This is a genomic window from Alteraurantiacibacter lauratis, from assembly GCF_037154155.1.
GTDB lineage: Bacteria > Pseudomonadota > Alphaproteobacteria > Sphingomonadales > Sphingomonadaceae > Alteraurantiacibacter > Alteraurantiacibacter lauratis.
In genome coordinates this window covers 240,491-267,256 of record NZ_JBANRN010000001.1, presented here as the reverse complement: position 1 = coordinate 267,256, position 26,766 = coordinate 240,491, and the positions used below count along the sequence as shown (strand labels likewise).

The 26,766-nt window shown below is 63.3% G+C and carries 26 protein-coding genes; 16 read left to right on the top strand and 10 right to left on the bottom strand.

Annotated features, from left to right (window positions below; genetic code table 11):
* Positions 1-128: 128 nt before the first annotated feature.
* Both glyS and WFP39_RS01235 read right to left on the bottom strand, forming a co-directional pair.
* Entirely contained in the window at positions 129-2,261 is a 2,133-nt protein-coding gene (glyS, locus tag WFP39_RS01240) for a glycine--tRNA ligase subunit beta (protein ID WP_336917296.1), read from the bottom strand.
* Positions 2,258-3,193, bottom strand: a complete 936-nt coding sequence (locus WFP39_RS01235; RefSeq protein WP_336917527.1) for a glycine--tRNA ligase subunit alpha — start codon at positions 3,191-3,193, stop codon at positions 2,258-2,260. Before WFP39_RS01235 ends, glyS begins: the two co-directional genes overlap by 4 nt.
* Positions 3,194-3,304: 111 nt before the next feature.
* Here WFP39_RS01235 and WFP39_RS01230 point away from each other — a divergent pair, with 111 nt between their 5' ends.
* The 10 genes from WFP39_RS01230 (at position 3,305) to ychF (ending at position 10,426) form a co-directional block, all read left to right on the top strand.
* Positions 3,305-4,348 carry a TraB/GumN family protein gene (locus tag WFP39_RS01230; protein WP_336917295.1) on the top strand — a complete coding sequence of 348 codons (1,044 nt, stop codon included), beginning with the start codon at positions 3,305-3,307 and terminating at the stop codon, positions 4,346-4,348.
* Between the two features lie 119 nt (positions 4,349-4,467).
* Positions 4,468-4,617 (top strand): hypothetical protein, encoded by a 150-nt coding sequence (locus tag WFP39_RS01225; protein ID WP_336917294.1) that lies wholly within the window; start codon positions 4,468-4,470, stop codon positions 4,615-4,617.
* Between the two features lie 32 nt (positions 4,618-4,649).
* A complete protein-coding gene (locus WFP39_RS01220) occupies positions 4,650-4,838 on the top strand; it encodes a helix-turn-helix transcriptional regulator (protein ID WP_336917293.1) in 189 nt (62 codons plus the stop codon).
* On the top strand, positions 4,831-5,478 hold the full coding sequence (locus tag WFP39_RS01215) for a hypothetical protein (RefSeq protein WP_336917292.1): 648 nt from the start codon (positions 4,831-4,833) through the stop codon (positions 5,476-5,478). The genes WFP39_RS01220 and WFP39_RS01215 overlap by 8 nt, the downstream gene beginning before the upstream one ends.
* 48 nt (positions 5,479-5,526) lie before the next feature.
* On the top strand, positions 5,527-6,432 hold the full coding sequence (locus WFP39_RS01210) for a TraB/GumN family protein (RefSeq protein ID WP_336917291.1): 906 nt from the start codon (positions 5,527-5,529) through the stop codon (positions 6,430-6,432).
* Positions 6,429-7,307: a TraB/GumN family protein gene (locus WFP39_RS01205; protein WP_336917290.1), complete on the top strand. Its 879-nt coding sequence runs from the start codon at positions 6,429-6,431 to the stop codon at positions 7,305-7,307. Before WFP39_RS01210 ends, WFP39_RS01205 begins: the two co-directional genes overlap by 4 nt.
* A 103-nt stretch (positions 7,308-7,410) precedes the next feature.
* Positions 7,411-8,025: a 50S ribosomal protein L25/general stress protein Ctc gene (locus WFP39_RS01200; RefSeq protein WP_336917289.1), complete on the top strand. Its 615-nt coding sequence runs from the start codon at positions 7,411-7,413 to the stop codon at positions 8,023-8,025.
* A 104-nt stretch (positions 8,026-8,129) separates the two neighbouring features.
* On the top strand, positions 8,130-8,699 hold the full coding sequence (gene pth, locus WFP39_RS01195) for an aminoacyl-tRNA hydrolase (protein WP_336917287.1): 570 nt from the start codon (positions 8,130-8,132) through the stop codon (positions 8,697-8,699).
* Positions 8,700-8,855: 156 nt separating this feature from the next.
* A complete protein-coding gene (locus tag WFP39_RS01190) occupies positions 8,856-9,167 on the top strand; it encodes a PEP-CTERM sorting domain-containing protein (protein WP_336917285.1) in 312 nt (103 codons plus the stop codon).
* Between the two features lie 158 nt (positions 9,168-9,325).
* A complete protein-coding gene (ychF, locus tag WFP39_RS01185; RefSeq protein ID WP_336917283.1) occupies positions 9,326-10,426 on the top strand; it encodes a redox-regulated ATPase YchF in 1,101 nt (366 codons plus the stop codon).
* Between the two features lie 79 nt (positions 10,427-10,505).
* On the opposite strand, the gene WFP39_RS01180 is transcribed toward ychF, so the two are convergent.
* Positions 10,506-11,771, bottom strand: coding sequence for a hypothetical protein (locus WFP39_RS01180; RefSeq protein ID WP_336917282.1), 1,266 nt, complete (start codon positions 11,769-11,771; stop codon positions 10,506-10,508).
* Between the two features lie 326 nt (positions 11,772-12,097).
* Between WFP39_RS01180 and gyrA the strand changes: the two genes are divergently transcribed.
* A complete protein-coding gene (gene gyrA / locus WFP39_RS01175; RefSeq protein ID WP_336917281.1) occupies positions 12,098-14,848 on the top strand; it encodes a DNA gyrase subunit A in 2,751 nt (916 codons plus the stop codon).
* Between the two features lie 239 nt (positions 14,849-15,087).
* Here the strand turns inward: gyrA and WFP39_RS01170 are convergent, their stop codons facing one another.
* The gene (locus WFP39_RS01170) at positions 15,088-15,750 is read right to left on the bottom strand and encodes a lysoplasmalogenase family protein (protein ID WP_336917280.1); all 663 of its coding nucleotides are present in this window, start codon (positions 15,748-15,750) and stop codon (positions 15,088-15,090) included.
* 46 nt (positions 15,751-15,796) lie between these two features.
* Here WFP39_RS01170 and trmFO point away from each other — a divergent pair, with 46 nt between their 5' ends.
* On the top strand, positions 15,797-17,146 hold the full coding sequence (gene trmFO / locus WFP39_RS01165; protein ID WP_336917278.1) for a methylenetetrahydrofolate--tRNA-(uracil(54)-C(5))-methyltransferase (FADH(2)-oxidizing) TrmFO: 1,350 nt from the start codon (positions 15,797-15,799) through the stop codon (positions 17,144-17,146).
* Positions 17,147-17,150: 4 nt separating this feature from the next.
* Here the strand turns inward: trmFO and WFP39_RS01160 are convergent, their stop codons facing one another.
* Positions 17,151-17,615 carry an EF-hand domain-containing protein gene (locus tag WFP39_RS01160; RefSeq protein WP_336917277.1) on the bottom strand — a complete coding sequence of 155 codons (465 nt, stop codon included), beginning with the start codon at positions 17,613-17,615 and terminating at the stop codon, positions 17,151-17,153.
* Positions 17,616-17,641: 26 nt separating this feature from the next.
* On the bottom strand, positions 17,642-18,292 hold the full coding sequence (locus WFP39_RS01155; RefSeq protein WP_336917276.1) for a hypothetical protein: 651 nt from the start codon (positions 18,290-18,292) through the stop codon (positions 17,642-17,644).
* 181 nt (positions 18,293-18,473) lie between these two features.
* Between WFP39_RS01155 and WFP39_RS01150 the strand changes: the two genes are divergently transcribed.
* From WFP39_RS01150 to WFP39_RS01140, 3 genes are read left to right on the top strand one after another with little or no spacing between them, the layout of a single operon-like run.
* Positions 18,474-20,402, top strand: a complete 1,929-nt coding sequence (locus WFP39_RS01150; protein ID WP_336917275.1) for a Tad domain-containing protein — start codon at positions 18,474-18,476, stop codon at positions 20,400-20,402.
* On the top strand, positions 20,402-21,019 hold the full coding sequence (locus tag WFP39_RS01145) for a TadE/TadG family type IV pilus assembly protein (RefSeq protein WP_336917274.1): 618 nt from the start codon (positions 20,402-20,404) through the stop codon (positions 21,017-21,019). Before WFP39_RS01150 ends, WFP39_RS01145 begins: the two co-directional genes overlap by 1 nt.
* The gene (locus WFP39_RS01140) at positions 21,016-21,723 is read left to right on the top strand and encodes a TadE/TadG family type IV pilus assembly protein (protein WP_336917273.1); all 708 of its coding nucleotides are present in this window, start codon (positions 21,016-21,018) and stop codon (positions 21,721-21,723) included. The genes WFP39_RS01145 and WFP39_RS01140 overlap by 4 nt, the downstream gene beginning before the upstream one ends.
* A 45-nt stretch (positions 21,724-21,768) precedes the next feature.
* Here the strand turns inward: WFP39_RS01140 and WFP39_RS01135 are convergent, their stop codons facing one another.
* From WFP39_RS01135 to WFP39_RS01125, 3 genes are all read right to left on the bottom strand, one after another.
* The gene (locus WFP39_RS01135) at positions 21,769-23,133 is read right to left on the bottom strand and encodes a pyruvate dehydrogenase complex E1 component subunit beta (RefSeq protein WP_336917271.1); all 1,365 of its coding nucleotides are present in this window, start codon (positions 23,131-23,133) and stop codon (positions 21,769-21,771) included.
* Between the two features lies 1 nt (position 23,134).
* A complete protein-coding gene (pdhA, locus tag WFP39_RS01130) occupies positions 23,135-24,145 on the bottom strand; it encodes a pyruvate dehydrogenase (acetyl-transferring) E1 component subunit alpha (RefSeq protein WP_336917526.1) in 1,011 nt (336 codons plus the stop codon).
* A gap of 232 nt (positions 24,146-24,377) precedes the next feature.
* Positions 24,378-24,686 carry an FtsB family cell division protein gene (locus WFP39_RS01125; RefSeq protein WP_336917270.1) on the bottom strand — a complete coding sequence of 103 codons (309 nt, stop codon included), beginning with the start codon at positions 24,684-24,686 and terminating at the stop codon, positions 24,378-24,380.
* Between the two features lie 179 nt (positions 24,687-24,865).
* Here WFP39_RS01125 and WFP39_RS01120 point away from each other — a divergent pair, with 179 nt between their 5' ends.
* Positions 24,866-25,429: a hypothetical protein gene (locus WFP39_RS01120; protein WP_336917269.1), complete on the top strand. Its 564-nt coding sequence runs from the start codon at positions 24,866-24,868 to the stop codon at positions 25,427-25,429.
* A gap of 40 nt (positions 25,430-25,469) precedes the next feature.
* Here the strand turns inward: WFP39_RS01120 and WFP39_RS01115 are convergent, their stop codons facing one another.
* A complete protein-coding gene (locus WFP39_RS01115) occupies positions 25,470-26,663 on the bottom strand; it encodes a MarR family winged helix-turn-helix transcriptional regulator (RefSeq protein ID WP_336917268.1) in 1,194 nt (397 codons plus the stop codon).
* Positions 26,664-26,766: the final 103 nt, after the last annotated feature.

The following is a 26,766-nucleotide window of genomic DNA, read 5'->3' as shown; positions in this document are numbered from 1 at the left end:
CCGACTGCGGGCGGCGGTGTGCCGCTTCGCCCTTCCACCATCGCCCATAGCGGGACGAGGAGCGCGAAGTCGAATGTTTCAGCGGTGACGGTGGCGCCTCACACTATCAGCATTCAAACGATCCGCGCTCAGCCCTCGATACGGGAGAAATCCGCCACATTGTGCACCGCAGCACGGAATCGCGCAAGCAAGGCAAGCCGGGCGGCGCGTTTGGCCGGATCGGTATCGTTCACCGTCACGCTTTCGAAAAACGCGTCGATGGGCCCGCGCAAGGTGGCGAGCGCGGCCATGGCGGCGGTGAAATCCTCCGCCGCGATGGCGGCGGCGGCCTGCGGCTGCGCGTTGTCGAGCGCGGCGATCAGCGCCGCCTCGGCGGGTTCGGGCGCGTAAGTCAGCGCATGGCGCATCGCCATCTTCTCCGCGATGGCATCGGCCACCAGCGGATCGTCAACACCCGCCAGCGGGTCTTCCTCACCCGTCTGCGCAATCTCGCCTTCGACGCCCTGCCAATCCTCCTTCTTCAGGATATTGGCCGCGCGCTTGTAACCGGCGAGGAGGTTTGCCCCGTCTTCGGTGGTGATGAAGGCTTGCAGGGCATGGACACGGGAGAGCAGGCGGACGAGAGCATCCTCTCCGCCGAGAGCAAACACCGCGTCGATCAAGTCGTGACGGACGCCCGCTTCGCGTTGCTGGACTTTCAGGCGTTCAATGAGGAAGGTGGCAATATCGCGGCCGGCATTTACCGAACCTGTCGGATGCGCCGCCGCCGTGATCAGGTCGAAAATCGATATGCGCAGGCCATTGTCGAGGATGATCCGGAGGATACCCAAGGCGGCGCGGCGAAGGGCGAAGGGGTCTTTCGAGCCGGTGGGCGTCTCGTCAATCTGGAAGAACCCAACCAGCGTATCCAGCTTGTCCGCAAGGCTCACCGCCACCGTCACCGGGGCAGTAGGCACATCGTCGCCCTGCCCCACCGGCTTGTAATGGTCGCGGATGGCATCGGCCACTTCGGCCGGCAGGCCTTCCTTGGCCGCGTAGTATCCGCCCATCAGCCCCTGTAATTCGGGGAATTCGCCCACCATTTCGGTGACGAGATCGGCCTTGCACAGGCGCGCGGCCTGTTCGGCCAGTGCCGGGTCGCCCTTGACGATTCCTTGCTCGCACAGCCAGCGCGCCAGCTTGGCCACCCGCGCGACCTTGTCGGCAACCGTGCCCAGCTTTTCGTGGAAGGTAATTCGGCTCAGTTTCTCGGCGTGGCTTGCCAGCGTCTTTTTCTGGTCCTGTTCCCAGAAGAATCGCGCGTCCGAAAGCCGCGCGGCCAGTACCTTGCGGTTGCCGTCCACCACCACCGCCGGATCGACTGCGGCGATATTGGCGGTGCAGACGAAAGCGTTAGCCAGAGAACCATTGGGCTTTGAGCACACGAAATACTTCTGGTTCACCCGCGCGGTCAGCTGGATGACTTCGGGCGGGACATCCAGAAACGCTTCGTCAAAACGGCCGAGCAGCGGCACCGGCCATTCGGTCAGGCCGGCATTCTCGATCACCAGCCCTTCGTCCTCCACCAGCGCCAGCCCTTCGGCAGCGGCCACGGCAGCGGCCTCGCGCCGGATCGCATCCTGCCGTTCCTCGTGATCCACGATCACATGGCAGGCGCGCAGCTTGTCCTGATAGTCAGCGGCGCTGCCGATGGTGATTTCACCCGGCGAATGGAAACGATGGCCGCGGGTGGCATAGCCGCTGGCGATGCCATCGACTTCGCATTCCACCAGTTCCTCGCCCAGAAGGGCAACAATGCCCGACAGCGGGCGCACCCAGCGCAAGGACTCGGTCGAAAGCGAGGCCGCGCCCCAGCGCATCGATTTGGGCCAGCTGAAGCTGCGGATGATTGCGGGGATCGCCTCGGCCAGCACCTCGGCCACCTTGCGGCCCGGCTTGTCCACAACGGCGAACAGTACCCCGTCGCGTTCCACCAATTGATCGGCGGACAGGCCGGTCTTGCGCAGGAACCCCTCCAGCGCCTGAGGCGGCGCGGCTACACGCGGGCCCTTTGTCTCCTCGCGCACCGCCTCGGTCGTTTCAGGCAGATCGCGGGCAATTAGCGCCAGACGCCGCGGGGTTGACCACACGGTCAGCGTGCCGAAAGAAACACCCGCCGCCTGCATCGCGCCGCGGAACAGCTTTTCCAGTTCCGCGCGCGCACCCGCCTGCATTCGGGCAGGGATTTCTTCGCAGCGCAGCTCAAGAAGGAAATCGCTCACAGGCTCCACTCCGGATAGGCGGCCTGCCATTGCGGAGTCATCTTCGCCGCATATGTCTCGCAGGACGAGCGCGCCAGATCGCGCACGCGGGCCATGTAGCTGGCGCGTTCCTGCACCGAAATCACGCCGCGCGCCTGAAGCAGGTTGAACAGATGGCTCGCCTCCACCGCCTGTTCATACGCGGCAATCGGCACGCCTGCCTCCAGCGAGCGCTTGCACTCTGCCTCGGCCTTGGCGAACAGGTCAAACAGCGCATCGGTATCGGCAACTTCAAAGTTCCATTTCGACATCTGCCGCTCGTTCTCTAGGAACACATCGCCATAGGTTACGCGTCTTTCGCGTCCTACCGCTTCGCTACTTGAGGACGTGCCCCCGTTGAAATTGAGGTCGAACACATTGTCGACGCCCTGAATATACATGGCGAGCCGTTCGAGGCCGTAGGTCAGCTCGCCCGCGACCGGCTTGCAATCGAACCCGCCCATCTGCTGAAAGTAAGTGAACTGGGTCACTTCCATCCCGTCGCACCAGACTTCCCAGCCCAGCCCCCATGCGCCCAGCGTGGGGCTTTCCCAGTCATCCTCGACAAAGCGGATGTCGTGTTTCAGCGGATCGACACCGATCACCGCGAGGCTTTGCAGATACAGATCCTGAATGTCGGGCGGGCTGGGCTTCAGGATGACCTGGTACTGGTAATAATGCTGCAAGCGGTTGGGGTTTTCGCCATAGCGGCCGTCGGTCGGCCGGCGGCAGGGCTGCACGAAGGCGGCATTCCACGGTTCCGGCCCCAGCGCGCGCAGCGTGGTTGCGGTGTGGAATGTGCCTGCGCCCATGCGCATGTCGTAAGGTTGCAGGATCAGGCAGCCTTGCGCGCTCCAGAAATCGTGGAGCGCGAGGATCATGTCCTGAAAGCTGGTGGCCGGATTTCTGTTCATGGTGCCGTTCATGGCTGGCGGCTTTGGCTCAAGGCGCGAAAAGCGTCAATGGGGCGGGCTGGTGCGCTGTGCCCGCTTGACAGGATGCCCCCGTGAAGGCCTGATGCGGCCATGCCTCTTTCGCGGATCGAACACGTCATGCGCGCTGCCCTTGCTGCTGCGGCCTATGCGGCTCTCGCATTTGCCCATCCCGCCGCCGCCCAAGCGAGCAATGCTGCCGACCGGCCCGCTGACTGGTGGGACGATGACGAAGAAATCATCTCAGCTCCCCTGCCGGGCCTATCGCAGGATTACGATCCTGCCCCTGCCCTTTGGCGGCTGAGCGATGATGACACCACGATCTATCTGATGGGCACGGTGCATCTGCTGCCCTCCGGCTTCCGCTGGCGCAATCCGCAGCTTGACGCGGTAGTGGCCGAGGTGGACGAACTGGTGGTGGAAACATCGGATGGCGATGCGCCGCTGATGATGGAGGCCGTTGCCACCAAGTCCGCCAACCTTCTGGCGCAGCGAACCCCAACCTCGCAGCAACTTGCTCCCGCCGCGCGCAGCAAATGGCGCAGCCTGATCGAAATGCAGGGGATGAGCTTTGCCGAAGTCGACCGCCTGCCGGTGATGGTGGCACTGATGGGGTTCGGCATGGGCGACGATTCAGGAGCCTCCTCGTCTTACGAATTCGGGGTGGAGACAATCCTGGAAGCCGAATTCGCGGCAACTGGCAGGCCTGTTCGGTCGATTGAGGATACGGGCCGGGTTGCCCTGTCGCTCTACCGACTCGATGACCGCCTCATCCTTCCTGATCTGGAGCGCGAATTGATCCGCTGGGACGGGCGCAACCTGAACGCCTTCCTGGGCGCCGGAGAGACGTTGGGCGAAGCGGGGAACTGGGAACTGGAACACGCTTGGGCTCGCGGCCAGTTGCAGGATGCGGTAAATCTGGGGCTGGATGATGGCAAGGCCGCTGCGGCCTTTAACCGCGCCCTGCTGACCGATCGTAACCGGCGCTGGGCAGGCTGGCTGGCGCGGCGTCTTGAGCAACCGGGCAAGGTGCTTGTCGCCGTGGGGGCAGCGCATTTCGAGGGGCGGGGATCGTTGCTCGACGGACTGGAAGCTCTGGGTCTATCCGCAGAGAGGCTGAATTCGCCGGTGCCGTAAGCCACCCCGATGTCATCTGTTCGCGACACAATGTAAGGTTATGTTGACATAGTCAACAAGTCACGACATAACGTCATGCATACCTGACACCGAGTCGGGTTGCCATGATGGAGATTGCCGTGAAAACGCCGCCTCAGTCCTGCCGGAACTTGCCTGCCGTTACCGCGCTGGTGATGCTGGCCATGGCTGGCCTTGCGGCCTGTTCCTCCTCTCCGGCGCAGCAACCGGATCAGCCTGTCCTGCCGCTGTTCATGCCGCAACCCGCCTGATCCGCACGCGACGAGACAAGGACTTCGCACCTGTGAACAACCGCCTGAAAGTGCTGCGCGCGGAACGCAACTGGAGCCAGGCCGAGCTTGCCCTGCGGCTCGACGTCTCGCGCCAGGCCGTCAACGCCATTGAGACCGGCAAGCACGACCCCTCGCTGCCACTCGCCTTCCGCATCGCGCGCTTGTTCGAAATGCCGGTCGAGGAGATTTTCCATGATTGATCATGCCGATTCTGCCCTGCCCCCCGCAGACGAAACTTCCGCGCGGCCCCGGCCATTCGTGCTGGCGCTGCTGAGCCTGCTTGCCGTTTTTGCACTGGGCGCGGCCTTCGGCATAGGCAGCACAATGGCAGAGGACGGCGCCACACCTGTTGCGCTTCTTCTGCTGGCCGTGGCGGTCAGCATTGCCGGGCTTACCGCATGGGCCGCTTTCCGGCTCTATGCACGCGCCACAAGCGGGCCGGAATCCCCGCGTGTCCGGTTCAGCCGGATGCTGCTGATCGCGGGCGGTGCAATGGGCCTGGTAATGGGCATCGCCTTCTCGGTCGCCACTGACACCACAGGTTCGGCCGATTTGTTCGGCAGCGGCCCCCTGCCCGGCTGGCTCGCCGCATTGACCATCGCGGTCTATGTGCTGATCGGCGGCGGGTTGACGCTGGCGTGGCTGCGCAGCATTGACGAGCACGAGATGCAGGCCAACAATGCCGGCGCGTTGGCGGGCCTGTGCACTTATCTGTTTGTCGAGCCGAGTTGGTGGCTGGGTGCGCGCGGCGGGTTTCTGCCCGATCAGCAACCGATGGTCACTTTCCTGCTGGTGTTGACCGTCTACACCGCCGTCTGGCTCTGGCATCGCAGCCGCTGAGCAAATCGAAGGTTTCCCTTACTCCGCCTCCCCCTTGGAGCCACCACCATGCGCCTGAAGCCCATCCTTGCCGCTGCCCTTGCCCCCTTTGCCCTTCTGGCTGCCTGTGCCACGCCCGCCGATGCCCTTGCAGAGGATGTGCGCCCGGCTGATGCCGCCCCTGCCCCTGCGCTCTGGCGCCTGGGCGATGCGGACACCACGATCTACCTGTTCGGCACGGTACACGTGCTGCCCGACGGGGTGGACTGGTATGACGCGCGGATCGCCGCCGCCTTCAACGCTTCGGACGAACTCGTGACCGAGGTTGATGTGAGCGACCAGGCCGCGATGGCAGGCTATGTCGCCAGCGCTGCCGCGCTCGATGATCCGCGTGGCCTGCGCGGTCTGATGTCCGAGCAAAGCCGCTCCAGATACGATACGGCCCTGACCGGTCTGGGCCTGCCGGTGGAAGCGTTCGATTCCTATCAGCCGTGGTTTGCCGCGCTCAATCTCAGCGTGTTGCCGCTGCTGCAGGCGGGATATAATCCGGCCGCTGGCGTGGAAATGGCGCTGGCCGCGCGGGCGGGCGGAAAGGCGCGCACGCATCTGGAAACGATCGAGGAACAAATCAGCATCTTCGCCGGGCTGGAGCGCGATTACCAGCTCACCTATCTCGACCTGACGGTGGACGGGATAGACAATGTCGTGCCGATGATCGACGAAATGGTGGCGGTCTGGCTGGAGGGCGATGCCGAAAAGCTGGCCACCATCATGAACAGCGAAATGACCGACGATTATCTCTACAACCGCCTGCTGGTGCAGCGCAATTCCAATTGGGTCAACTGGATCGAGAACCGCCTGGAGCAGCCCGGCACCGTGTTCATTGCCGTGGGAGCAGGGCATCTGGCCGGTCCAGGAAGCGTGCAGGACCAGTTGCAGACCCGTGGGCATCGCGTGGTGCGCATCTGGAAATGAGCGCCCTGCGTCGCCTCGCCCTCGCGCTTGTAGCGGCGCTGTGGCTCAGCGCCTGCGGCGGGACGGACGCGGCGGCGGATCGGGCTTGGCCCCCGCCTGCCCCGGCGCTGTGGGAGGTTGCCGCACCGGGAGGGGAGCGCGCCTGGCTGTTCGGCACGGTTCATTCACTGCCCGAAGGGGTCGAATGGCGCAGCGATGCGGTCGACGCCGCCTTTTCCCAAGCCGGCCTGCTGGTGGTCGAAATCGCCGACCTTGGCGATACGGCCCAGTCCTTTGCAGCGTTTCAGCGCCGCGCCTACAGCTCCGGCCTTCCCCCTCTGATGCGCCGTGTGCCAGCAAACAGGCGGGCCGAAGTGGAAGGCTTGCTCGAAAAAGCGGGCGCGCGCGAAGGGGATTATGCCGAGATGAAGAGCTGGGCCGCCGCCATGGTGCTGGCAGGCGGCCTGCGCATCGGCGATCCCGAACGCGGGGTCGACCGGCAATTGCTCGCGCGCGGCAAGCCGGTGGAAGGGCTGGAAAGCTACGAGGCGCAATTCGCGCTGTTCGATGCGCTGCCCGCGTCCGAACAATCCGACCTGCTGCTCGCCGTGGCGCGCGAGGCGTCCGCGCCCGATCCGGCATTGGGTCTGGTGCATTGGCTGACGGGCGACATGGAAGCGTTGGAGGCATTGGCGCAGGCAGGGATATTGGGCGATCCGGAACTGCGCGCCGCGCTGATGGATGGCCGCAACCGCGCCTGGATCGAACGGCTTGTGCCCCTGATCGACGATGGCCGACATCCCTTCGTGGCGGTAGGCGCAGCGCATATGCTGGGGGAAGCGGGCCTTCCGGCGCTGCTCGCCGCGCGCGGATATGCGGTGCGCCGCATCCAATAGTTGCATTTGCACCGCTTCCTGCTATGCGCGGCGCTCCCCTGTCATGGTCATCCCTGGAGGCGTGGCGGGCGGATAACCAACTCGCATTCGAAAGGCTTGTGTTATGAGCGACGCTCTTACTCTGCCGGCCGAGCTGCGCGAACGGGCTGGCAAGGGAGCCTCCCGTGCACTGCGTCGCGAAGGCCGTGTACCTGCCGTCATCTATGGCGGCAAAGAAGAACCCACCACGATCCACGTGGAAGAAAAGCTGCTGATGAAGCAGCTTATGACCGGGCATTTCATGAACTCGCTCATCATGATCGAGCTGGATGGCAAGACCATCCGCACACAGGCCAAGGACGTGACGCTTCACCCGGTTACCGACCGTCCGGTGCACGCCGATTTCCTGCGCCTGGCCAAGGACGCCAAGGTGGATGTTCAGGTTCCCGTGGTGTTCATCAACGAGGAAAAGAGCCCCGGCCTCAAGCGCGGCGCGGTGCTGAACATCGTTCGCCACGAGCTCGAACTGATCTGCGATGCGGACACGATCCCCAGCGAGATCCAGATCGACGTGACCGGCCTTGATGTCGGCGATTCGATTCACATCAGCAATGTCACCCTGCCCAAGGGCAGCGCCAGCGCCATCACCGACCGCGATTTCACCATCGCCACCGTGGTTGCGCCGTCGGGCCTGAAAAGTCAGGATAACGCCGCCGACGAAGCGGAGGCCGAAGCCTGATCACCGGCAGGCGGTCCCTTCCGCCTGCCTCACACAGGATAAAGGGGGCTGGCAGCAATGCCGGCCCCTTTCCTTTTAACGCCGGAACGGGAATACAACCCGCCATGCAGATCTGGACCGGCCTCGGCAATCCCGGCCCCGCTTACGCCATGCACCGGCACAATGTCGGCTTCATGGCGCTCGACGTGCTGGCAGACATGCATGGCTTTGGCCCGGTGCAGAAGAAGTTCCAGGGTTGGGTGCAGGAAGGGCGCATCGGCACCGAAAAGGTCCTGCTGTTGAAACCCGCCACTTTCATGAACGAAAGCGGCCGCGCCGTGGGCGAGGCGCTGCGGTTCTACAAGCTTGGGCCGGACGCTCTCACCGTCTTTCATGACGAACTCGACCTTGCGCCTTTCAAGGTGAAGGTGAAGCGTGGCGGCGGCACGGCCGGCCATAACGGTCTGCGCTCGATCGATGCGCATATCGGCCCCGATTTTCGCCGCGTGCGCATCGGTATCGGCCATCCGGGGCACAAAGACCGGGTGCATGGCTGGGTGCTGGGCAATTACGCCAAGGCCGAACAGGACGATCTGATCGAAATGCTGGGCGCCATCGGTGCCGAGGCGCATTGGCTGGCGGCAGGTGACGATGCCCGCTTCATGAGCGATGTGGCCTTGCGCCAACAAGGGTAAAGGCCGCCCAATCGTGTCGGTATTCTTGACATGTCCAAACCGCACCCCGATGCGTTAACCAGCCAAACCCGCAGAAATCCACGATTGGCACGGCCTTTGCGAGAAGGTTCCCGTCTGTTTTGGTAACCACTTGTTTCAAATCGCAGGGGAAAGTTCATGATCAAGAAGACCGCCATCGCCCTGGCCCTCGCTTCGGTGGCCACCTGGTCCGTCCCGGCCTCCGCTACCTTCTGGTGGAGCACGTCGGGCAGCACCTGCAAGACGAAGTGCACCGGCAGCACCTCGACTTCCTCGTCGACTTCGACCTCCTCGTCGACCTCGACCTCGACCAGCACTTCCTCGTCGACTTCGGGCGGCACCAGCACCACCAGCGGCACGCAGGTTCCCGAACCCGGCATGCTGGGCATGTTCGGCCTCGGCCTGGCGGGCCTCGCCGTGGCGCGCCGTCGCCGTCGCCGCGCCGCGTAAGCGCTGCACCCCATTCGCCGGTTTTCCGGTGTCTTCGCGGGCGGGTATTCCATCGGGAATGCCCGCCCGAACCCGTTGTGGCGGCCACGCAAGCAGGATTGCCCTTCCCGCCCGCCCGCTCTAAGGCGCGGCCTTCTCCCAATTGAAGGACACGAAACATGGGATTCCGCTGCGGGATCGTGGGACTGCCCAATGTCGGCAAATCCACCCTGTTCAACGCGCTGACCGAAACGCAGGCGGCACAGGCTGCGAATTATCCGTTCTGCACGATCGAGCCGAATGTAGGGCAAGTCGCGGTGCCCGATCCACGGCTGGACAAGATTGCGGCCATTGCCGGCAGCGCGAAGGTCATCCCGACGCAGCTCGGCTTTGTCGATATTGCCGGATTGGTGCGCGGCGCCAGCAAGGGCGAAGGCCTGGGCAACCAGTTCCTTGGCAATATTCGGGAAGTGGACGCCATCGTCCACGTGCTGCGCTGTTTCGAGGACGACGACATCCAGCATGTCGCCAACAAGGTCGATCCGATTGCGGATGCTGAAGTGGTCGAAACCGAACTGATGCTTGCCGATCTCGAAAGCCTCGAAAAGCGCGTGCCTGCAGCGGCCAAGCGCGCCACCTCTGGTGACAAGGAAGCCAAGGCGCTGGCCAGTGTGCTGGGCCAGGCGCTGGAATTGCTGCGCGAGGGCAAGGCCGCGCGGCTGACCGAGCCGAAGGATGACGAGGAAGCGCGGCTGTTCAGGCAGGCGCAGTTGCTCACCGCCAAGCCCGTGCTTTATGTCTGCAACGTGGCCGAAGCTGACGCGGCCAATGGCAATGCCCTGTCAGCCAAGGTGTTCGAGAAGGCCAAGGCCGAAAGTGCGCAGGCGGTCGTCGTCTCTGCCGCAATCGAGGCCGAACTGGTGGGAATGGAGCCGGAGGAGCGGCAATTGTTCCTGGCCGAGCTGGGGCTGGAAGAAACCGGCCTCGCCCGCGTGATCCGTGCCGGTTACGAATTGCTGGGGCTGCGCACCTTCTTCACCGCCGGGCCGAAGGAAGCGCGTGCCTGGACATTTCCGGCCGGCGCCAAGGCTCCGCAGGCAGCGGGCGAAATCCATACCGATTTCGAGAAGGGCTTCATCCGTGCCGAGACGATCGCCTATGACGATTATGTCGCGTTGAAGGGCGAGGCCGGTGCACGCGAGGCGGGCAAGCTGCGCCAGGAAGGCAAGGAATACCTTGTGCAGGATGGCGATGTCATGCTGTTCAAGTTCAACGTCTAATTGAACCGCATCACGAAAAACGGCGCGCCACCCCGCGGTTGCGCGCCGTTCTTATGTCCCGCCTGTGCGTCCGCGGCGGTTAGCCGCGCGTGGCGGCGTAGGCGGCCCACATCCGGGCCACAATCGCGCGCTCGCCGCTCACCTGCGACAGCGTGGCCTGCGCTTCGTCAGCCTTGCCTTGCCACGCCTGCATCATGCCCAGACGGGTCAGGACAGTGTTGTTGTCCACCCCGCCTTTCTGGATCGCCAGCGCATACATTTCCTCGGCACCCGCATAATCGCTGAGCGAATAGAGCACATCGCCTGCTGCGAGCGCATCGCGCCCGGTGGCGGCCCGGCGGGCATCGGCCACCAGATCGGGCGCGTCGGCGCGGTCGCCGGCCATGCGGCTGGCAATGATCGCGCGCACTTCCTCGTAATACTCGTCCGAACGCGAGATGAGGCCGGCATCCGCCGCCGCCGTCAGCACACCGTCCAGTTCGTTGGACATGATCCGCGGATCAGCGCTTTCGATATAGGCGACATATTCACCGCGTTCGGTCAGCGTGTTGGTGACGCGCATGAGGCGGAGCAGATCAAGCCGCGCGCCGTCGTCGAAATCGCCAATCGACATCGCGACCTGCAAGGCGCGCAGCCAGTTGTCGCGCGTCGGGTGCGCCTTCACGAGCATTTCGGAAGCGTCGATCGATTCGGCATTGAGGCGTGCCGTGTACGCGGCTTGCAGCGCGCGCAGCAGCAGGGGTTCGGGGGTCTGCCGCCCGGCAGCTGCGTTCCTCGCCACCTGCTCACGAACATAGGAAAGGCCCGAAGGCACATCGCCGGACTGGTAATATGTGTCGGCGATGATGCCCTCCAGATCGGGGGCCGAATACCCCGCAGCCGCCGCACGTCCGAGTGAGGCGCGTGCACCTGCATAATCGCGCGCATCAAACGCAAGGCGCCCGATGAAATAGTTGAATTCCGCCGCGGTGTCAGGGGCCAGCTTTCCGCTGTTTACCTGCATTTCCAGACCCTGGCGCTGCCAGGCGGGATTGCTCGCCTTGATGCCGGCCTGCAGCAGCAGGCTGCCCGTGGCCAGTTGCTCATCCGCCGATACCGATGCCGCGATGATCGCGGGGAACTGCCCAGCTACCGAAGAGATATCGCCGCCATCGGCGTTCACGACATTGGCAACCGGTTGATAGACCGAGACGAAATTGCGGCTGTAGGATTGCGCGGCAGCAGGGGCGACCAGCACCGAAGACACGGCCATGGTGCCGCCGGCAAGGGCAACTGCCATGGCAAGTGCCGAGGCGAGGCCCTTTTTCCTGAATGTCAGCGCGGTGCTGCTGGAGTGGCGAAGCATCAATCAACTCTCCTGATAAATCCCCGGCCGATACGCCGAACCGGGAACCGAGTGGGGGGATGGAAATGGAGCTGTCTTATCCCGTATTCTGATTTCCGGGGCTACTGCAATGGAATGCGCCGGATTGCAAATGCGTGTTACGGCCAATGGACTGAATGGCGATTGAACACCTGCGCAACCCTCGCGTTCATCATCGGGTTCCCAAATGTGGATAAGACTGCCTAGCGGCCGCTCGAACAGCCGCTTCCGCTGGCCTTACCCTGCCCCTTGGCCTAGGGTCTTGCCGGCCTATTCCCAATCACGAAAACAACGGGCGATATCCGCAGGTGAGCGACGAAACTGATATCCTGACGCCGGGCCCCGGCGAGTATGAACGCATCGACATCGTCGATGAAATGAAATCGAGCTATCTCGATTACGCGATGAGCGTGATCGTGGCGCGCGCGCTGCCCGATGTGCGCGACGGGTTGAAGCCGGTGCACCGCCGCATCCTTTACGCCAGCCAGGAAGGCGGCTTTGTTGCCGGGCGCCCCTACCGCAAGAGCGCCAAGATCGTGGGCGACGTGATGGGTAACTACCACCCGCACGGCGACAGCGCGATCTACGATGCGCTGGCCCGCATGACGCAGGACTGGTCGATGCGCGTGCCGCTGATCGACGGTCAGGGCAATTTCGGCAGCATGGACCCCGATCCGCCCGCCTCGATGCGTTATACCGAAGCGCGGCTGGCGCGCGTGGCCAATTACCTGCTCGACGATCTGGACAAGGACACGGTCGATTTCGTCGACAATTATGACGGCTCGCGGCAGGAGCCTTCGGTTCTCCCCGCCCGATTCCCGAACCTGCTGGTCAACGGCGCGGGCGGCATTGCCGTGGGCATGGCGACCAATATTCCGCCGCACAATCTGGGCGAAGTGATCGACGGCTGCCTTGGCTTTCTCGACAATCCGGGGATTACCTCGGAAGAGCTGATGCAGTTCATCCCCGGCCCCGATTTCCCCACCGCCCCGCTGATCCTGGGGCAGAGCGGTGCGCGCAGTGCCTATACCACTGGCCGCGGTTCCATCCTGATGCGCGCCCGGCACGAGATCGAAACGGGCCGGGGCGACCGCCGGTCGATCGTGCTCACCTCGATCCCGTTTCAGGTCGGCAAGTCGGCGCTGGTCGAAAAGATCGCGGAGGCGGCCAAGGACAAGCGGATCGAAGGCATTTCGGACATCCGCGACGAATCGAGCCGCGAAGGCGTGCGCGTGGTGGTGGATCTGAAGCGCGACGCCTCGCCCGAAGTCGTGCTCAACCAGATCTGGCGCTACACCCCGGCGCAGGCGAGTTTCCCCGCCAATATGCTCGCCATTCGCGGCGGCAGGCCCGAAACGCTCTCGCTGCGCGACATCATCCAGTCCTTCATCACTTTCCGCGAGCAGGTGATTACCCGCCGCACCAAGTTCGAACTCGCCAAGGCGCGCGATCGTGCCCACATCTTGCTGGGCCTGGTGGTGGCGGTGTCGAACCTCGACGAGGTGGTGGCGATGATCCGCTCCTCGCCCAATCCGGCCGAAGCCCGCGCCAAGCTGATGGCAAAGGAATGGCCCATCGGCGACATCGCGCAATATATCGCGCTGGTTGAGGCGATCGAGCCGACCGCCGACGAAGCGGGCGGCACCTATCGCCTGTCCGAACGGCAGGTGAAGGCCATTCTCGACCTGCGCCTGCACCGGCTGACTGCCCTTGGCCGCGACGAAATTGGCGACGAGCTGAAGCAACTGGCCACCGCGATTGCCGAATATCTCGCCATTCTGGGCGACCGCGCGCGCCTTTACGAAGTGCTGCGCGCCGAACTGGTCGAAATCCGCGAGCTGTTCGCCACCCCTCGCCTGTCCGAAATCGCGCCCGCGTGGGACGGTATCGAGGACGAGGACCTGATCGAGCGGGACGAGATGGTCGTCACCGTCACGCTTGACGGCTATATCAAGCGCACCCCGCTATCCACCTTCCGCGCGCAGCATCGCGGCGGCAAGGGTCGCAGCGGCATGAGCACGAAGGACGAGGACGCGGTGTCGAATATGTTCGTCACCAGCACGCACAACCCCGTGCTGTTCTTCTCTACCGCGGGCAAAGTCTATCGCCTGAAAGTGTGGAAGCTGCCCGAAGGCGGACCCAACACGCGCGGGCGTCCCATCGTCAACCTGCTGCCCGCGCTGGACAAGGACGAAACGATTGCTACCGTGCTTCCCTTGCCAGAGGACGAGGCAAGCTGGGGCGCGCTGAGCGTTGTCTTCGCCACGGCCAAGGGCAATGTGCGCCGCAACAGCATGGATGCCTTCGCAAATATCCCCAGCAACGGCAAGTTCGCCATGCGTTTCGAGGAAGGCAGCGAGGACAAGCTGATCGGCGTTGCCCTGCTGGAGCCGAGCGACGATGTGCTGCTCGCCACCCGCGCGGGCAAGGCGATCCGCTTTGCCGGGGACGAAGTGCGCGAATTTGCCAGCCGGACCAGCACCGGCGTGCGCGGCATGACATTAAAGGGCGATGACGAGGTCATTTCCCTCTCGATCCTGCACCGCGTGGGCACCACCAGCGAGGAACGTGAGGAATATGTCCGCTTCGCACCCTGGAAGGGCGAGAAGGAAGGCGAACCCGCGCTCTCGCCCGAACGCATGGCCGAACTCGCTGCGCGCGAGCAATTCATCCTCACCGTCTGCGCCAATGGCTATGGCAAGCTGTCTTCGGCCTACGAATACCGGCGCACGGGTCGCGGCGGGCAAGGGATCACCAATATCGACAATATCGCCCGCAACGGGCCGGTGGTGGCCAGCTTCCCTGCGACACAGGCCGACCAGTTGATGCTGGTGACCGATCAGGCCAAGCTTATCCGCATCGGGCTGGACACGCTGCGCGTGATCGGCCGCAACAGCGCAGGTGTGCGCCTGTTCACCGTGGCCGAGGGCGAACAGGTGGTGAGCGCGGTTCGGCTTGACGAAGAGGAAGAGCCGGAAAACGCGGCCGAAGAAGCCGTAGCGGCGGAAATAGCGGCACGCCCTGGCGGCAATGCGGGTGCGCACGAAGGCAGGGGATGAGCGGCCTGGTTGCGCCGGAGCGCAGGGCCACCGGCCCTGCCCCGGCTGACCTGCCCTTTCCTACACACCCCGCGCTGGCCTAGCGCGCCTGCAGCTCTTGCTCATTGTCCGCCATCTGAACCGCCCGCGTTTGGAAGCGCAAGGATGTCAACTTTGCATTTTTTGCAAAGGTCATTGAATAAAAACGATTTTCCGGCGATTTTGGCGCATGACACCGTGTCAATTTCGTTATCTTCGCATCACTTCACGACGCGCAGTTCCGGCTCCCACTTGCGCAAGGACTGGACCACGCCCGATGCGATCAGGAATATGCCCAGATAATAGGTCGGCCAGATCATGACTTCGGCCATGAAACTGCCTTGCAAGGGCCCCATTCGGGCAAATAAGAGCAAGTCGCTCACCACGAACAGCACGGCCCCCGCCCCCACGCGGTAGCGCGGGAAGCTGCTGGCCCAGGCACTGCCCGCCATGCCGCCCAGCGCCAGAGCGTAGAACGCCACCTGCATCTCCCCCGCCAGCAGCCAGGCGATCAGCGGGGTCAGCAGCAGCAGGGCGGCAGCCAGCGCTTTCTGCGTCGTCGCCATGTCCGGGCGGCGGTGGCGCAGGAACACGCCCATCGCCAGCACGTGAAAACCGAAGAACAGCAGGCCGCCGATCTGCTGATCAACCTCTATCGCCATATCGCCCGCCGATGCCATGCCCAGCGCCCAGGTCAGCAACCGCGCATCGGGGCCCGAATGGCGGACAAAGGCGTAAACCGCCAGCATCGCCACCGCCGCACCCTTCACCGGGATCAGATAGAATTCGGGAAAGGCTGTCCAGCGCAGGTAATAGAACGCCAGCGCTGCCGCCACGCTGAGCAGCAGGAAAGGGCGTCTTTCGGCAAGGGCTTGTCGGCTCATGGGGCAAAGTCTTGACCCGAACGCGCCCGCGCTGCAAGCGGCAGCCATGACTTTCGATGTGCATATCATTGGCGGCGGCCTCGCGGGCAGCGAAGCGGCCTGGCAACTGGCGCAGCGCGGGGCGAAGGTGCGCCTCTCCGAAATGCGCGGAGGCGGCGACATGACGCCCGCGCACCAGACCGATGGGCTGGCCGAACTGGTCTGCTCCAATTCCTTCCGTTCGGACGATGACGAGAGGAACGCGGTCGGCCTGCTGCACCACGAAATGCGGCGGCTCGGCAGCCTGATCATGCAGGCAGGCGAAGTGGCCCGCGTTCCCGCAGGCAGCGCCATGGCGGTGGACCGCGATGTGTTTTCCGCCGAAGTGCAGAAGGCGCTGGAAAGCCACCCCAATGTCACCGTGGTGCGCGAAAGGGTGGACGAATTGCCCGCCAGCGGGCTCACCATCGTCGCCACCGGGCCGCTGACCGCGCCCTCGCTGGCGCAAAGCATTGTGAAGATTACCGGAAAGGATCGCCTCGCCTTTTTCGACGCCATCGCCCCCATCGTCCACCGCGACAGCATCAATATGGACATCTGCTGGATGGCGGCGCGCTGGGACAAGGGGGGCAAGGATTACATCAATTGCCCGATGACGAAGGAGCAATATCTCGCCTTCCATCAGGGCTTGCTGGATGCCGAAAAGGGCGAGTTCAAGGAATGGGAAGCGAACACGCCCTATTTCGAAGGTTGCATGCCGATTGAAGTGATGGCGGAGCGTGGCGTGGAGACGCTGCGCTTTGGCCCGATGAAGCCGGTCGGCCTCGATAACCCGCATTGGGCAACACCGGAGCATCCCAATGGACGTTGGCCCTATGCCGTGGTGCAATTGCGGCAGGACAACAAGCTGGGCACGCTGTGGAACATGGTCGGCTTCCAGACCAAGATGAAATATGCCGAGCAGGTGCGCCTGTTCCGCACCATTCCGGGGCTGGAGAACGCCGAATTTGCCCGGCTGGGGGGTATGCACCGCAACACTTTCATCAATTCCCCCGTGTTGCTCGACCGGCAATTGCGGCTGAAGGGCGCGGAACATATCCGTTTTGCAGGCCAAGTGACGGGCTGCGAAGGCTATGTAGAAAGCAGCGCGGTGGGCCTGATGGCGGGTATGATGGCGGCTGCTGAACTGGCGGGGGTGAACTGGACATCGCCGCCGCGCACTTCCGCGCTGGGCGCGCTGCTTGCGCATGTCACCGGCGATGCCGAGGCGGAAAGCTATCAGCCAATGAACATCAATTTCGGTCTGTTCCCGCCCCTGCCCGATGTGAAGAAGAAGGCGCGCAAGGAGGCTTATACCGAGCGGGCAAAGGCCGATTTCGGCATCTGGCTCGCCAGTCTTGAACGCGTTACCGCCTGACCGATCAGCAGCGGCAGGCCGGGGTTGAGCTGGGACGCGGAGTGGGGGCGCCGCGGGCAAATTCCTCCCGCGAGAGAATGCCGTCGCCGTTGCCATCCAGCCCGTCAAAGCGGGTGGCGGTGGTGACGGCCCATTCCTCGAAGGTCAGCAGATTGTTGCCGTCCTTGTCGAGCGCGCGGAACGCCGGGGTGCGGGTGGAGAGCATTTCGTTGCGGCTGATGCGGTTATCGCGGTTCCGATCGTAGCGGTTGAAGCGCTGCTCCTCGCGCGTCAGTTCGGTCACTTCGGGAGGAGCGGGGCCGCGCAGGCCGGAAATGTCCGCTTCGGGCAATTCGTCGGCCGCCGGGCCCGAAAAGGCGGGCGCAGGCGGAGGCGCGGCTTCTTCCACCTCGGCCCGCCCTTGCAGCCAGAACAGGCTCAGGCCCACCATCACTAGCGCGGCAAACGCCCCCAGCACCACGCGGTTCATAGTGATTCCCTTTCCGGCCCGCGAGGTTAGCGGCCCGTAAGCCCGCTTCGCAAGGCAACAAGTAGCGCGCCTGGCCCGTCGATCAGTTCGGCGGCCCCCCGCTCCAGCGCGCGGCGGCTGAGTGCACGCAAAACGGCAAGCGGCCGCATTCCCCGCCCAAGGCGCAAGGGATGCGCGCGATCGGCCAGCACCCAGCGGCGCGCAGCCTCTGCCTCGCCATCCTGGCCCAGATGCAGCGCCAGATCGGCCAGCGCCCAATCGCGCGCCGCCCGGCCGATGGCACCTGCCTCGTCCGCAGTGCCCAGCGCCGTCCACGCTGCGGCGCGACCGGCAGCAAACTGTTCCATCGCCGACAAAGTGAGATCCTCCGCCAGCAACGCTTCCCACCCATCGACCAGCGGCACCAGGCGCGAAGGGTCGGCGGGCCATGCTCGCAACCGTTCCAGCAAGGGTTCACCAGCGGGCCAATGCGAAGGCGCTTCACCCAGCTGGTCGCGCCACCATGCCAGCTTGATCTGCGCAATCACCGGCTCCCCACCCTGCCGCAGGATCGCGGCCAGACGCTGATCGAGCAGCAGCAGCGTCAGCATCGCCTCGCGCGTGGAGGAAGAGGAGGCATAGGCCAGCGCCAGGCGAAGGCCCAGCGGCAGGGCAGAAAGATCCTCGGCGTGGCTCATGTCCTGCGCGCCTTCCCCCGGACGATGGCACAGGGTCAAGACCTGATTGCCGAATTATTGCCGCGCCCTGGCCCTAACCATGGCTTTAGCTGGGTATTGCATTGGATTTGGCGCGATTCCTCACCAAATTAACCATCTTCATTCGTGATGCCCTTACGCTGCCCGCCCTAGAAGGCGCAGCATGACGCTTCGGCTGTCCTCGTTGCGGCGCCAGCTTGCGCCGATCCGTTCTGTGTGCCGAAAGGCGCAAGGCGGCCTTGCGCGCCTGCGCGGCGATGCCAGCGGCAATGTGATCGTGATCGCTGCGGCTGCCTTGGTCCCCTTGCTTGCGCTGGTTGGCAGCGGCATCGATATGGGGCGCGGCTATCTGGCGCAGACGCGGTTGCAGCAGGCGTGCGATGCGGGCACGCTGGCGGCGCGCAAGCGGTTGGGCACACAGGTGGCGGTGAACGGTGCGGTGCCTGATGCGGTTGCCGACACGGGCCAGCGCTTCTTCAACATCAATTTCCGCAACGACGCCTACGGCTCGCGAAACCGCCAATTCGCAATGGTGCTGGAAGAGGATCTGTCAATCAGCGGCACCGCCACGGCAGAGGTGCCCACAACGATCATGGGGGTGTTCGGCTTCGACAAGCTGGAAGTCAGCGCCAGTTGCTCGGCCCAGATCGACATGGCGAATACCGACATCATGTTGGTGCTCGACACAACGGGTTCCATGATGTGGACCAATCCCGGTGACAGCGAAACCCGGATTCAGGCGCTGCGCAGGACGGTAAAAAGCTTTCATGCGCAGATGGAGGCGAACAAGCCGATAGGCACGCGCATCCGTTATGGCTTTGTGCCCTATGCCACCAATGTGAATGTCGGCCATCTGCTGCGCCCCGAATGGCTGGTTGACAGCTGGGCCTATCAATCGCGCCGCGCCCGCGCCGCCGGCACTACGGAGGAGCGCGAAACGACCGAGGGGCGCTACACCTATGTCAGCGGAAGCTTTACCGACAGCCCGCAGACCATTCAGACGACCTGTCCCACCGATACCGTCATCCATGTGATCGAGGCAGAATGGAAGGATGGAGATGGATGGACCAATCAGCGCATTCTGGAGCGCGGGATCGATTACACCTGCACGCAGGTAGATACCAACCGCTTTCAGGTCACGGCCCGCACCTTCAACGATCACCGCTTCATCTGGGCTTTTCGTGTCACCGGCACAGAGACTGTGGCAGTGGCCGACTGGCGCTATGCCCGCACCACGGTCAATCTCGATTTCCTGCGCACATCGAACAGCACCACGATGAATATTGGCGGCACTCCGTCCAGCCCGCAGCCGGTGACGGTCACCTATCGCGGCTGCATCGAGGAACGCGACACATACGAGATCAGCGATTACAACAATGTCGATCTGAACCGTGCGTTGGATCTGGATATTGACCGGGTGCCCAACCCTAATGATCCGGCAACGCAATGGCGGCCCATGCTGCACGAGCTGAGCTTCATCCGCGAAATCCGCACCAACGGCATGGGGATGTTCACGCCGGGCGTCGTGACCTCGCAATATGAATTCGTTAACGCCTGGTGGTGGGGCTTCAGCGTTTGCCCCTCACCTGCGCGCAAGCTGGCAGAGATGGATGCGGCCAGTGTGGCGAATTATGTCGATAATCTGATCGTCAACGGCAGCACCTATCACGATATCGGCATGATCTGGGGCGGACGGCTGCTGTCCCCGACTGGCCTTTTCGCGGCTGAAAACGCAGATAGCGGTCGGTCGCCCACGAACCGGCACCTGATCTATCTGACCGATGGCGAAACCGCGCCTCTGGATGTGTCCTATGCCAGTTACGGGATCGAACCGCTCGACCGACGCCGCTGGCGCCTGACTTCGAGCCGCACGCTGACGCAGACCGTGGAGAGCCGCTTCAGCTTTGCCTGCGAAGAAGTGAAAAAGCGCAATATCCAGGTCTGGGTCATCAGCTTTGGCAGTGGGGCCAACCCCATCATGGAAGAGTGCGCGGGGCGCGATCGCTATTTCGTGGCCGACAGCGCCGCGGAACTGGAACAGACATTCAGCGACATTGCCCGGCGCATGGGCGATTTGCGGATCATCAACTGATGGCGCAGCATCTATCCCTCACCTGTTCGCTGTCGACGCTGCGCAGCCTGCGGAACGACCAGCGGGGCGCTGCCTTGGTGGAGTTCGCGCTGGTGGCACCCGCGCTGCTGCTCGCGCTGATCGGGCTGTTTGACCTGTCCTACAATGTTTACACATCCTCGCTGCTCCAAGGCTCGATCCAGAAAGCCGCCCGCGATTCCACCATTGAAGGCGCGGCAGGAAATCAGACCGTCATCGATCAGCGGGTGAGCGATGCGGTGCGGAAAATCGTGCCATCTGCGGAAATATCGTTTCAGCGCCGCGCCTATACCGACTTTGCCGATGCCTCACGCCCCGAAGACTACACCGATCTCAACGGTGACGGGCGCTGCAACGATGATGAGCCGTTCGAGGATGTGAACGGAAACGGCATCTGGGACGAGGATCGCGGGAAAAGCGGCATGGGCGGCGCGCGCGACGCGGTGATCTATATCGTCACGGTGGAATACGATCGGCTGTTTCCCGTGCACAAGCTGATGCCGGTGCCGGAAAACATCACCACCGTGGCGCGCACCGTGCTGCGCAATCAGCCTTACGGCCAGCAGGCGCGCGAACCGAGCGTGGGGAACTGCGCATGATGCGTCGCCTCCCCTTAGCGGCAACCGCGACGCGCTGGCGCCGGCTGCTGCGCGATACCGCTGGCCTTGCCGCTACCGAATTCGCGATCATCTTTCCCGCTTTGCTGGGGATGGGCCTGATGGGGCTGGAACTGGCCAACCGCGCCATCGTGCAGATGCAGATCAACCAGCTCGCCATGCAGATCGCGGACAATGCCTCGCGCGTTGGCGAACAGTCACAGCTGACGCAGCGCAAGATTTATGAAAGCGATATTCAGGATCTGTTCTACGGCGCGGAATTGCAGGCCGGCCAGCATCTCGATCTGTATGGCCGGGGCCGGGTAATCCTCAGCAGCCTCGAAGTGGTGCCGGGCACGGTAGACGAGCAATATATCCACTGGCAGCGCTGCATGGGAAACAAGCGGCACAATTCGAGTTACGGTATGGAAGGCGACGGGCTGGACGATGACTTTCCCGGAATGGGGCCGCCGGGCGAGGAAGTGATCGCCTTTGCCGATGAAGCGGTGATGTTCGTGGAAATTGCTTATGATTACCGGCCGTTGATCGGCAATCCTTTTGGCGCTCCCGCAACAATCAAGGCACACGCCAGCTTTACCGTGCGCGATGACCGCGACCTGTCGCAGATATACCAGCGCGACCCCAGCTCGCCCGATCAGCAGGCCGATTGCGGAAGCTTTGGTTCGACCGCCTTCAGTCCGCGCTAGGCTGGCGGTTTGGGGCGAGGGTGCTCGGCCTCGCCCCAAGCCCCATCAATCGCGGTAACACACCTTCTTGGCCGCCGCGACAATCCGGGCTGCGTCAATCAGCGCCAGCTTTTCCAGATTGGCGGCATAGGGCAGCGGCACATCCTCGTTACAGACGCGCAGGACCGGCGCATCGAGCAGGTCAAAGCCCTGCTCCATGCACACAGAGATCACTTCAGATGCGATGGAACAGGCAGGCCAGCCTTCTTCAGCCACCACGAGCCGGTTGGTCTTTGCCAGGCTTTCCAGGATCGTGGCCGTGTCGAGCGGGCGCAGCGTGCGCAGGTCGATCACTTCGGCATCAATGCCTTCTTCGGCCAGTTTTTCCGCAGCTTCCAGCGCAAACTTCACACCGATGCTGTAGGACACGATGGTGACATCCGCGCCTTCGCGCATGATCCGCGCCTTGCCGATGGGCAGAACGTGATCATCCAGCTGGGCGACCTCGAAGCTGTTGCCGTAAACCAGCTCGTTTTCCAGAAACACCACCGGATCATCGCATCGGATCGCCGCCTTGAGCAGGCCCTTGGCATCCGATGCGTCATAGGGCGCAATCACGATCAGGCCGGGGACTGCGGCATACCAGGGGGCAAAGTTCTGGCTGTGCTGCGCCGCCACGCGGCTGGCCGCGCCATTGGGTCCGCGAAACACCACCGGGCAACGCATCTGGCCGCCGCTCATGTAATTTGTCTTGGCCGCGGAATTGATGATGTGGTCAATCGCCTGCATGGCGAAGTTGAATGTCATGAATTCCACGATGGGGCGCAAACCGCCCATCGCCGCGCCCGTGCCGATCCCGGCAAAGCCATATTCGGTGATCGGCGTGTCAATCACGCGCTTGGGGCCGAATTCTTCCAGCAGCCCCTGCGTGACCTTGTAGGCGCCCTGATACTCGGCCACTTCCTCGCCCATCACAAAGACGCGTTCGTCGCGGCGCATTTCCTCGGCCATCGCATCGCGCAGGGCCTCGCGCACGGTCAGCTTGAGCATATTGGTGCCGGCGGGGATTTCCGGATCGGCGGGCCGCTCGGCAGCGGCGGGGCGCTGGGGTGCAGTCTCGCCCTTTGCTTCGGCAGGAGAGGCTTCGGCTGCGGGGGCATCCGCGGGAGCCGAAGCGGGCGCTTCCTCGCCCTCAGCCGTCAGTACCGCGATGACAGTGCCGACTTTCACATTCTCGGAACCTTCGGGCACGAGGATCTTGCCGATCACGCCTTCATCGATGCTTTCAAACTCCATCGTGGCCTTGTCGGTCTCGATCTCGGCCAGCACATCGCCTGCGGAAACGCTGTCGCCTTCCTTCACCAGCCACTTGGCCAGCGTGCCTTCCTCCATCGTGGGGGAGAGAGCGGGCATTTTCAGTTCGATGGCCATCTCAGTAACTCCCCACCAGAACATCGGTGTAGAGCTCGGCCGCATCGGGTTCGGGCGATTTCTCTGCAAATTCGGCGGCTTCGGTCACGGCGCTGCGGATGTCCTTTTCGATGTCCTTCAACCTGTCCTCGGTCACGCCCATTTCCAGCAGTTCGGCCTTCGCCATTTCAATCGGATCGCTCTTCTCGCGCACGCCCTGCACTTCTTCACGTGTGCGGTATTTGGCCGGATCGGACATGGAGTGGCCGCGATAACGGTAGGTGTTGAGTTCCATCAGCACCGGCCCGTTGCCACCGCGCACATGCTCCACCGCGATGCGCGCAGCCTGATGCACTTCGAGCACATCCATGCCGTTCACATCCATGCCGGGGATGCGGAAGGCGGTGCCCCGGCGGTAAAACTCCGTCTCGGCGCTCGACCGCTTGACCGATGTGCCCATGGCATATTGGTTGTTTTCGACGACGAAGATGATCGGCAAATTCCACAGCGCGGCCATGTTCATGGTTTCGTAAACCTGGCCCTGATTGGCCGCGCCATCGCCGAAATAGGCCATGCACAGCCCGCCATCGCCCCGGTACTGGTGAGCAAAGGCGAGGCCGCCGCCCAGCGACACCTGCGCGCCGACAATGCCGTGACCGCCATAGAACGCGTGCTCGGTGCTGAACATATGCATCGAGCCACCCTTGCCGCGGCTGATTCCCGCCTCGCGTCCGGTAAGTTCGGCCATGATGACCTTGGGATCGATGCCATAGGCGAGCATATGGCCATGGTCGCGGTAGCCGGTAATGACGCTATCCTTGCCTTCCTCCAGCGCGCTTTGGAGGCCCACCGCCACCGCTTCCTGCCCGATATACAGGTGGCAGAAACCGCCGATCAGGCCGAGGCCGTAAAGCTGGCCCGCCCGCTCCTCGAACCGGCGGATCAGCAGCATCTTCTGATAGAAGCCAAGAAGCTCCTCGGCAGACGCCTTGAACCGTTTGTCTGCCGCGAACCGATCCTGCAGGCTGCGCAGTTCGAAATTGTCGCCCTCGCCCGCAGCTTTCGTTGATTCTGTCCTTCCATCCGAAGCGGCGGAGGAGGAAGCGGATGATCCTGATTTTCTGGCCAAAACAACCTGTCCCGATGCGCACCGTAAGGGGGCGGTGCCACTTGCGTGACAGGCTATAGGCAAAGGATGCAGGACCTTGCAACGGCCTGCACACATGTTTAACCGATTTGGCAAAAATGACTGGCAGCAGCAACCGTTACGGCTGCATTTCCAAGTCAATCACATATTCATCAGGGTGCACGACATTGAGGTTGCGACGCACCAGTTCGCTCCCCAGATCGGGGTCGACATTGTCGGGGTCGAGCAAGCGGTTCCGATTGTCGAGCACGGCACGCTCCTCCTCCAGAATCGCAATCTGCTGCTTCCGGGCCTCCAGCTTGGCGGAAAGTTCGCTCCACGACAAAAGACCAAACGGCCCCACCAGAGCCAGCGCACCCAGCGCAAGCAACCAACCCAGTGCCAGATACCGAAACAGCTTTTCGCGACGGGCAGGCATTGCGTTCATGCCGTCTAGAGAATCACACTTGGCGTCCCGATTCAAGCCCCTGGCGGTGACTATTCACGACTCGAAGCAGATTGGCCCCCCATGCGGGCCAACACTTGCGGGCAAGCGGTCGCAAGCCTATTGCGCCAAGACCGTGGGATTGCCAGTGTATCCGGCACGAGAGGGAGAGTCTTCACATCATGATCGCGCATCGCGCCGCCGCTGTCCTATCAGGAACATTTGTCTGCGCCTTCGCGCTGGCTGCTCTTGCCACGCCTGGCGCCGCGCAGATTGCCGATGATGTGGCGATCAATATCCTGCGCGAATGTTCGCGCATAGACGATCCATCCGCGCGTCTTGCCTGTTACGACAACAACATCCGCAATGTTGGTGGCGCAGCACGCAACACCATTCCTGGGCAGGTGCAGGCGCAAGGCGGCGCAGCACCCGCAGTGGTTGGCAACGCCGGCGGTGTCAGCGGCTTCGGCCGGGAAGATGTGCGCACGCCCGAACGCTTCAATTCCGCCCCCGCCGGTGAGGCGTTCTCCATCAATGCGCGCGTATCATCGGTCCGCCAGCGGCAGCCGGGAATTTACGCTCTCACGCTGGAAGATGGTGCGGAATGGATTTTCAGCAATTCGGTCAGCGCCAGCTACCGTCCGCCGCAGGCTGGATCAGTCGTGGAAATCCGCAGGGGGGCGCTTGGCAGCTTCCTGATGCGGTTCGACAATCAGGAATCGGTACGCGTCCGCCGCCAGCGCTGAGGCAAGGGCCGAGCCAAAGGCTCACCCTAGCTCTGGTATTTCAGCGGTGTCCCAATTCCTCGAACGCGCGCTCCCGCTCCAATTGAACGATGGCGTTGCGGCGGATCTTGTCAAACGTGGCCAGAAAGGCTTCGCGTTCTGCGGGCGACAGCGGGGACATCAGATAGGTACTGCGCTGGCGGCTTGCCTCCTGAATGATGTCGAACAGACGCTGGCCTTCTGCCGTGGGAGAAAAGCTGCCGTGCCGCCGCCCCGGCCCGCCATGCCGCTCGATAATGCCACGCTCGACCAGCGCGTTCACCGTGCGCCCCGCCTGGCTGTGATCCCGATCCAGTCGCTCGACCAGATCATTCCATTCGATAGGCGAAGCTCGCCCTATCTCGTTGAGCACCCAGGCTTCGAAATTGGATAGTCCCGTCAACCGCTTGAAGGCGAGCGAGCCGCTGCGGCTGAAATAGGAACTGAGCGTCATCAGCGGCGATATGATCCGCGACCGGTCGAGCACGATGCGTTCGCCCGAACGGCTCTCGCTTTCAACGGGCGCGCCGGGACGCGGGAATTGCGGCGTTTCTCCGCCGCCATTGCTGCCCTGACCCAGCTTGCGTTCCTGCTCATACAGCACGACCGCCTGATCCAGCAGTTTCTCGATCCCGGCAAAGAAGGCCTCCAGCTCGGCATCGCCAATGTCGAAGGTAAGCTCACGGTTGCGCAGTTCGGCCAGACGCAGCAGCCGCTCGGAATGTTCGCGGCCCTTGCGGGTCAGACGGAGCGGCGCGCGCAACTGGTCACGCTCCACCATGCGGATGTCGAGCAGGCGCTTGACCGACCGGCTGACCTGCGCCTTGTCCACGCCAACCGCCGCCGAAATTTCTGCCGGCACCATCGGGCCGATATTGTGCAGCAGAAACAGGATGCGACGATCCAGTTCGACCAGGTCAAGCTCGCGCGCATAGGCGAGTTCAGCGCTTTCCCGCACCTTGTAGAGCAATTGCCACAGATCGCTCTGAATCACCGATGCCTGTTGCTTGCGTGCTTGAGGCAACGCATCAGCCCCAGCCGCAATCGCAGCAAGCACCGCAGCAAGGCGACGACTGAATTCCGGTGGCGGATCGCCGGCTGTTCCTGCCTCCATCGCGCGCAAAGTTGCCGCGCCAAAGGCATAAGACTCCACACATTTCACCAGATTATCGGCCAAGGGACCCAATGCCGCCTCGATCGCAGATTGCTGGGTCAATCCGATAGCCGGACCTCCCCCCTTTGCGGCATTCCTGTACCAGGCGTGGGCATGATGGATGAGCAGGTCGCGCCATGCAGGCAAGGTTACGGCTTCTCCGTTC

Coding starts and splice junctions, on each gene's coding strand:
- WFP39_RS01235 (WP_336917527.1), bottom strand. CDS start 3,193: ATGAACAGAAATCCGGCCACCAGCTTTCAGGACATGATCCTCGCGCTC.
- WFP39_RS01230 (WP_336917295.1), top strand. CDS start 3,305: ATGCCTCTTTCGCGGATCGAACACGTCATGCGCGCTGCCCTTGCTGCT.
- WFP39_RS01215 (WP_336917292.1), top strand. CDS start 4,831: ATGATTGATCATGCCGATTCTGCCCTGCCCCCCGCAGACGAAACTTCC.
- WFP39_RS01210 (WP_336917291.1), top strand. CDS start 5,527: ATGCGCCTGAAGCCCATCCTTGCCGCTGCCCTTGCCCCCTTTGCCCTT.
- WFP39_RS01205 (WP_336917290.1), top strand. CDS start 6,429: ATGAGCGCCCTGCGTCGCCTCGCCCTCGCGCTTGTAGCGGCGCTGTGG.
- WFP39_RS01200 (WP_336917289.1), top strand. CDS start 7,411: ATGAGCGACGCTCTTACTCTGCCGGCCGAGCTGCGCGAACGGGCTGGC.
- pth (WP_336917287.1), top strand. CDS start 8,130: ATGCAGATCTGGACCGGCCTCGGCAATCCCGGCCCCGCTTACGCCATG.
- WFP39_RS01190 (WP_336917285.1), top strand. CDS start 8,856: ATGATCAAGAAGACCGCCATCGCCCTGGCCCTCGCTTCGGTGGCCACC.
- ychF (WP_336917283.1), top strand. CDS start 9,326: ATGGGATTCCGCTGCGGGATCGTGGGACTGCCCAATGTCGGCAAATCC.
- WFP39_RS01180 (WP_336917282.1), bottom strand. CDS start 11,771: ATGCTTCGCCACTCCAGCAGCACCGCGCTGACATTCAGGAAAAAGGGC.
- WFP39_RS01170 (WP_336917280.1), bottom strand. CDS start 15,750: ATGAGCCGACAAGCCCTTGCCGAAAGACGCCCTTTCCTGCTGCTCAGC.
- trmFO (WP_336917278.1), top strand. CDS start 15,797: ATGACTTTCGATGTGCATATCATTGGCGGCGGCCTCGCGGGCAGCGAA.
- WFP39_RS01160 (WP_336917277.1), bottom strand. CDS start 17,615: ATGAACCGCGTGGTGCTGGGGGCGTTTGCCGCGCTAGTGATGGTGGGC.
- WFP39_RS01155 (WP_336917276.1), bottom strand. CDS start 18,292: ATGAGCCACGCCGAGGATCTTTCTGCCCTGCCGCTGGGCCTTCGCCTG.
- WFP39_RS01150 (WP_336917275.1), top strand. CDS start 18,474: ATGACGCTTCGGCTGTCCTCGTTGCGGCGCCAGCTTGCGCCGATCCGT.
- WFP39_RS01145 (WP_336917274.1), top strand. CDS start 20,402: ATGGCGCAGCATCTATCCCTCACCTGTTCGCTGTCGACGCTGCGCAGC.
- WFP39_RS01140 (WP_336917273.1), top strand. CDS start 21,016: ATGATGCGTCGCCTCCCCTTAGCGGCAACCGCGACGCGCTGGCGCCGG.
- WFP39_RS01135 (WP_336917271.1), bottom strand. CDS start 23,133: ATGGCCATCGAACTGAAAATGCCCGCTCTCTCCCCCACGATGGAGGAA.
- WFP39_RS01125 (WP_336917270.1), bottom strand. CDS start 24,686: ATGAACGCAATGCCTGCCCGTCGCGAAAAGCTGTTTCGGTATCTGGCA.
- WFP39_RS01120 (WP_336917269.1), top strand. CDS start 24,866: ATGATCGCGCATCGCGCCGCCGCTGTCCTATCAGGAACATTTGTCTGC.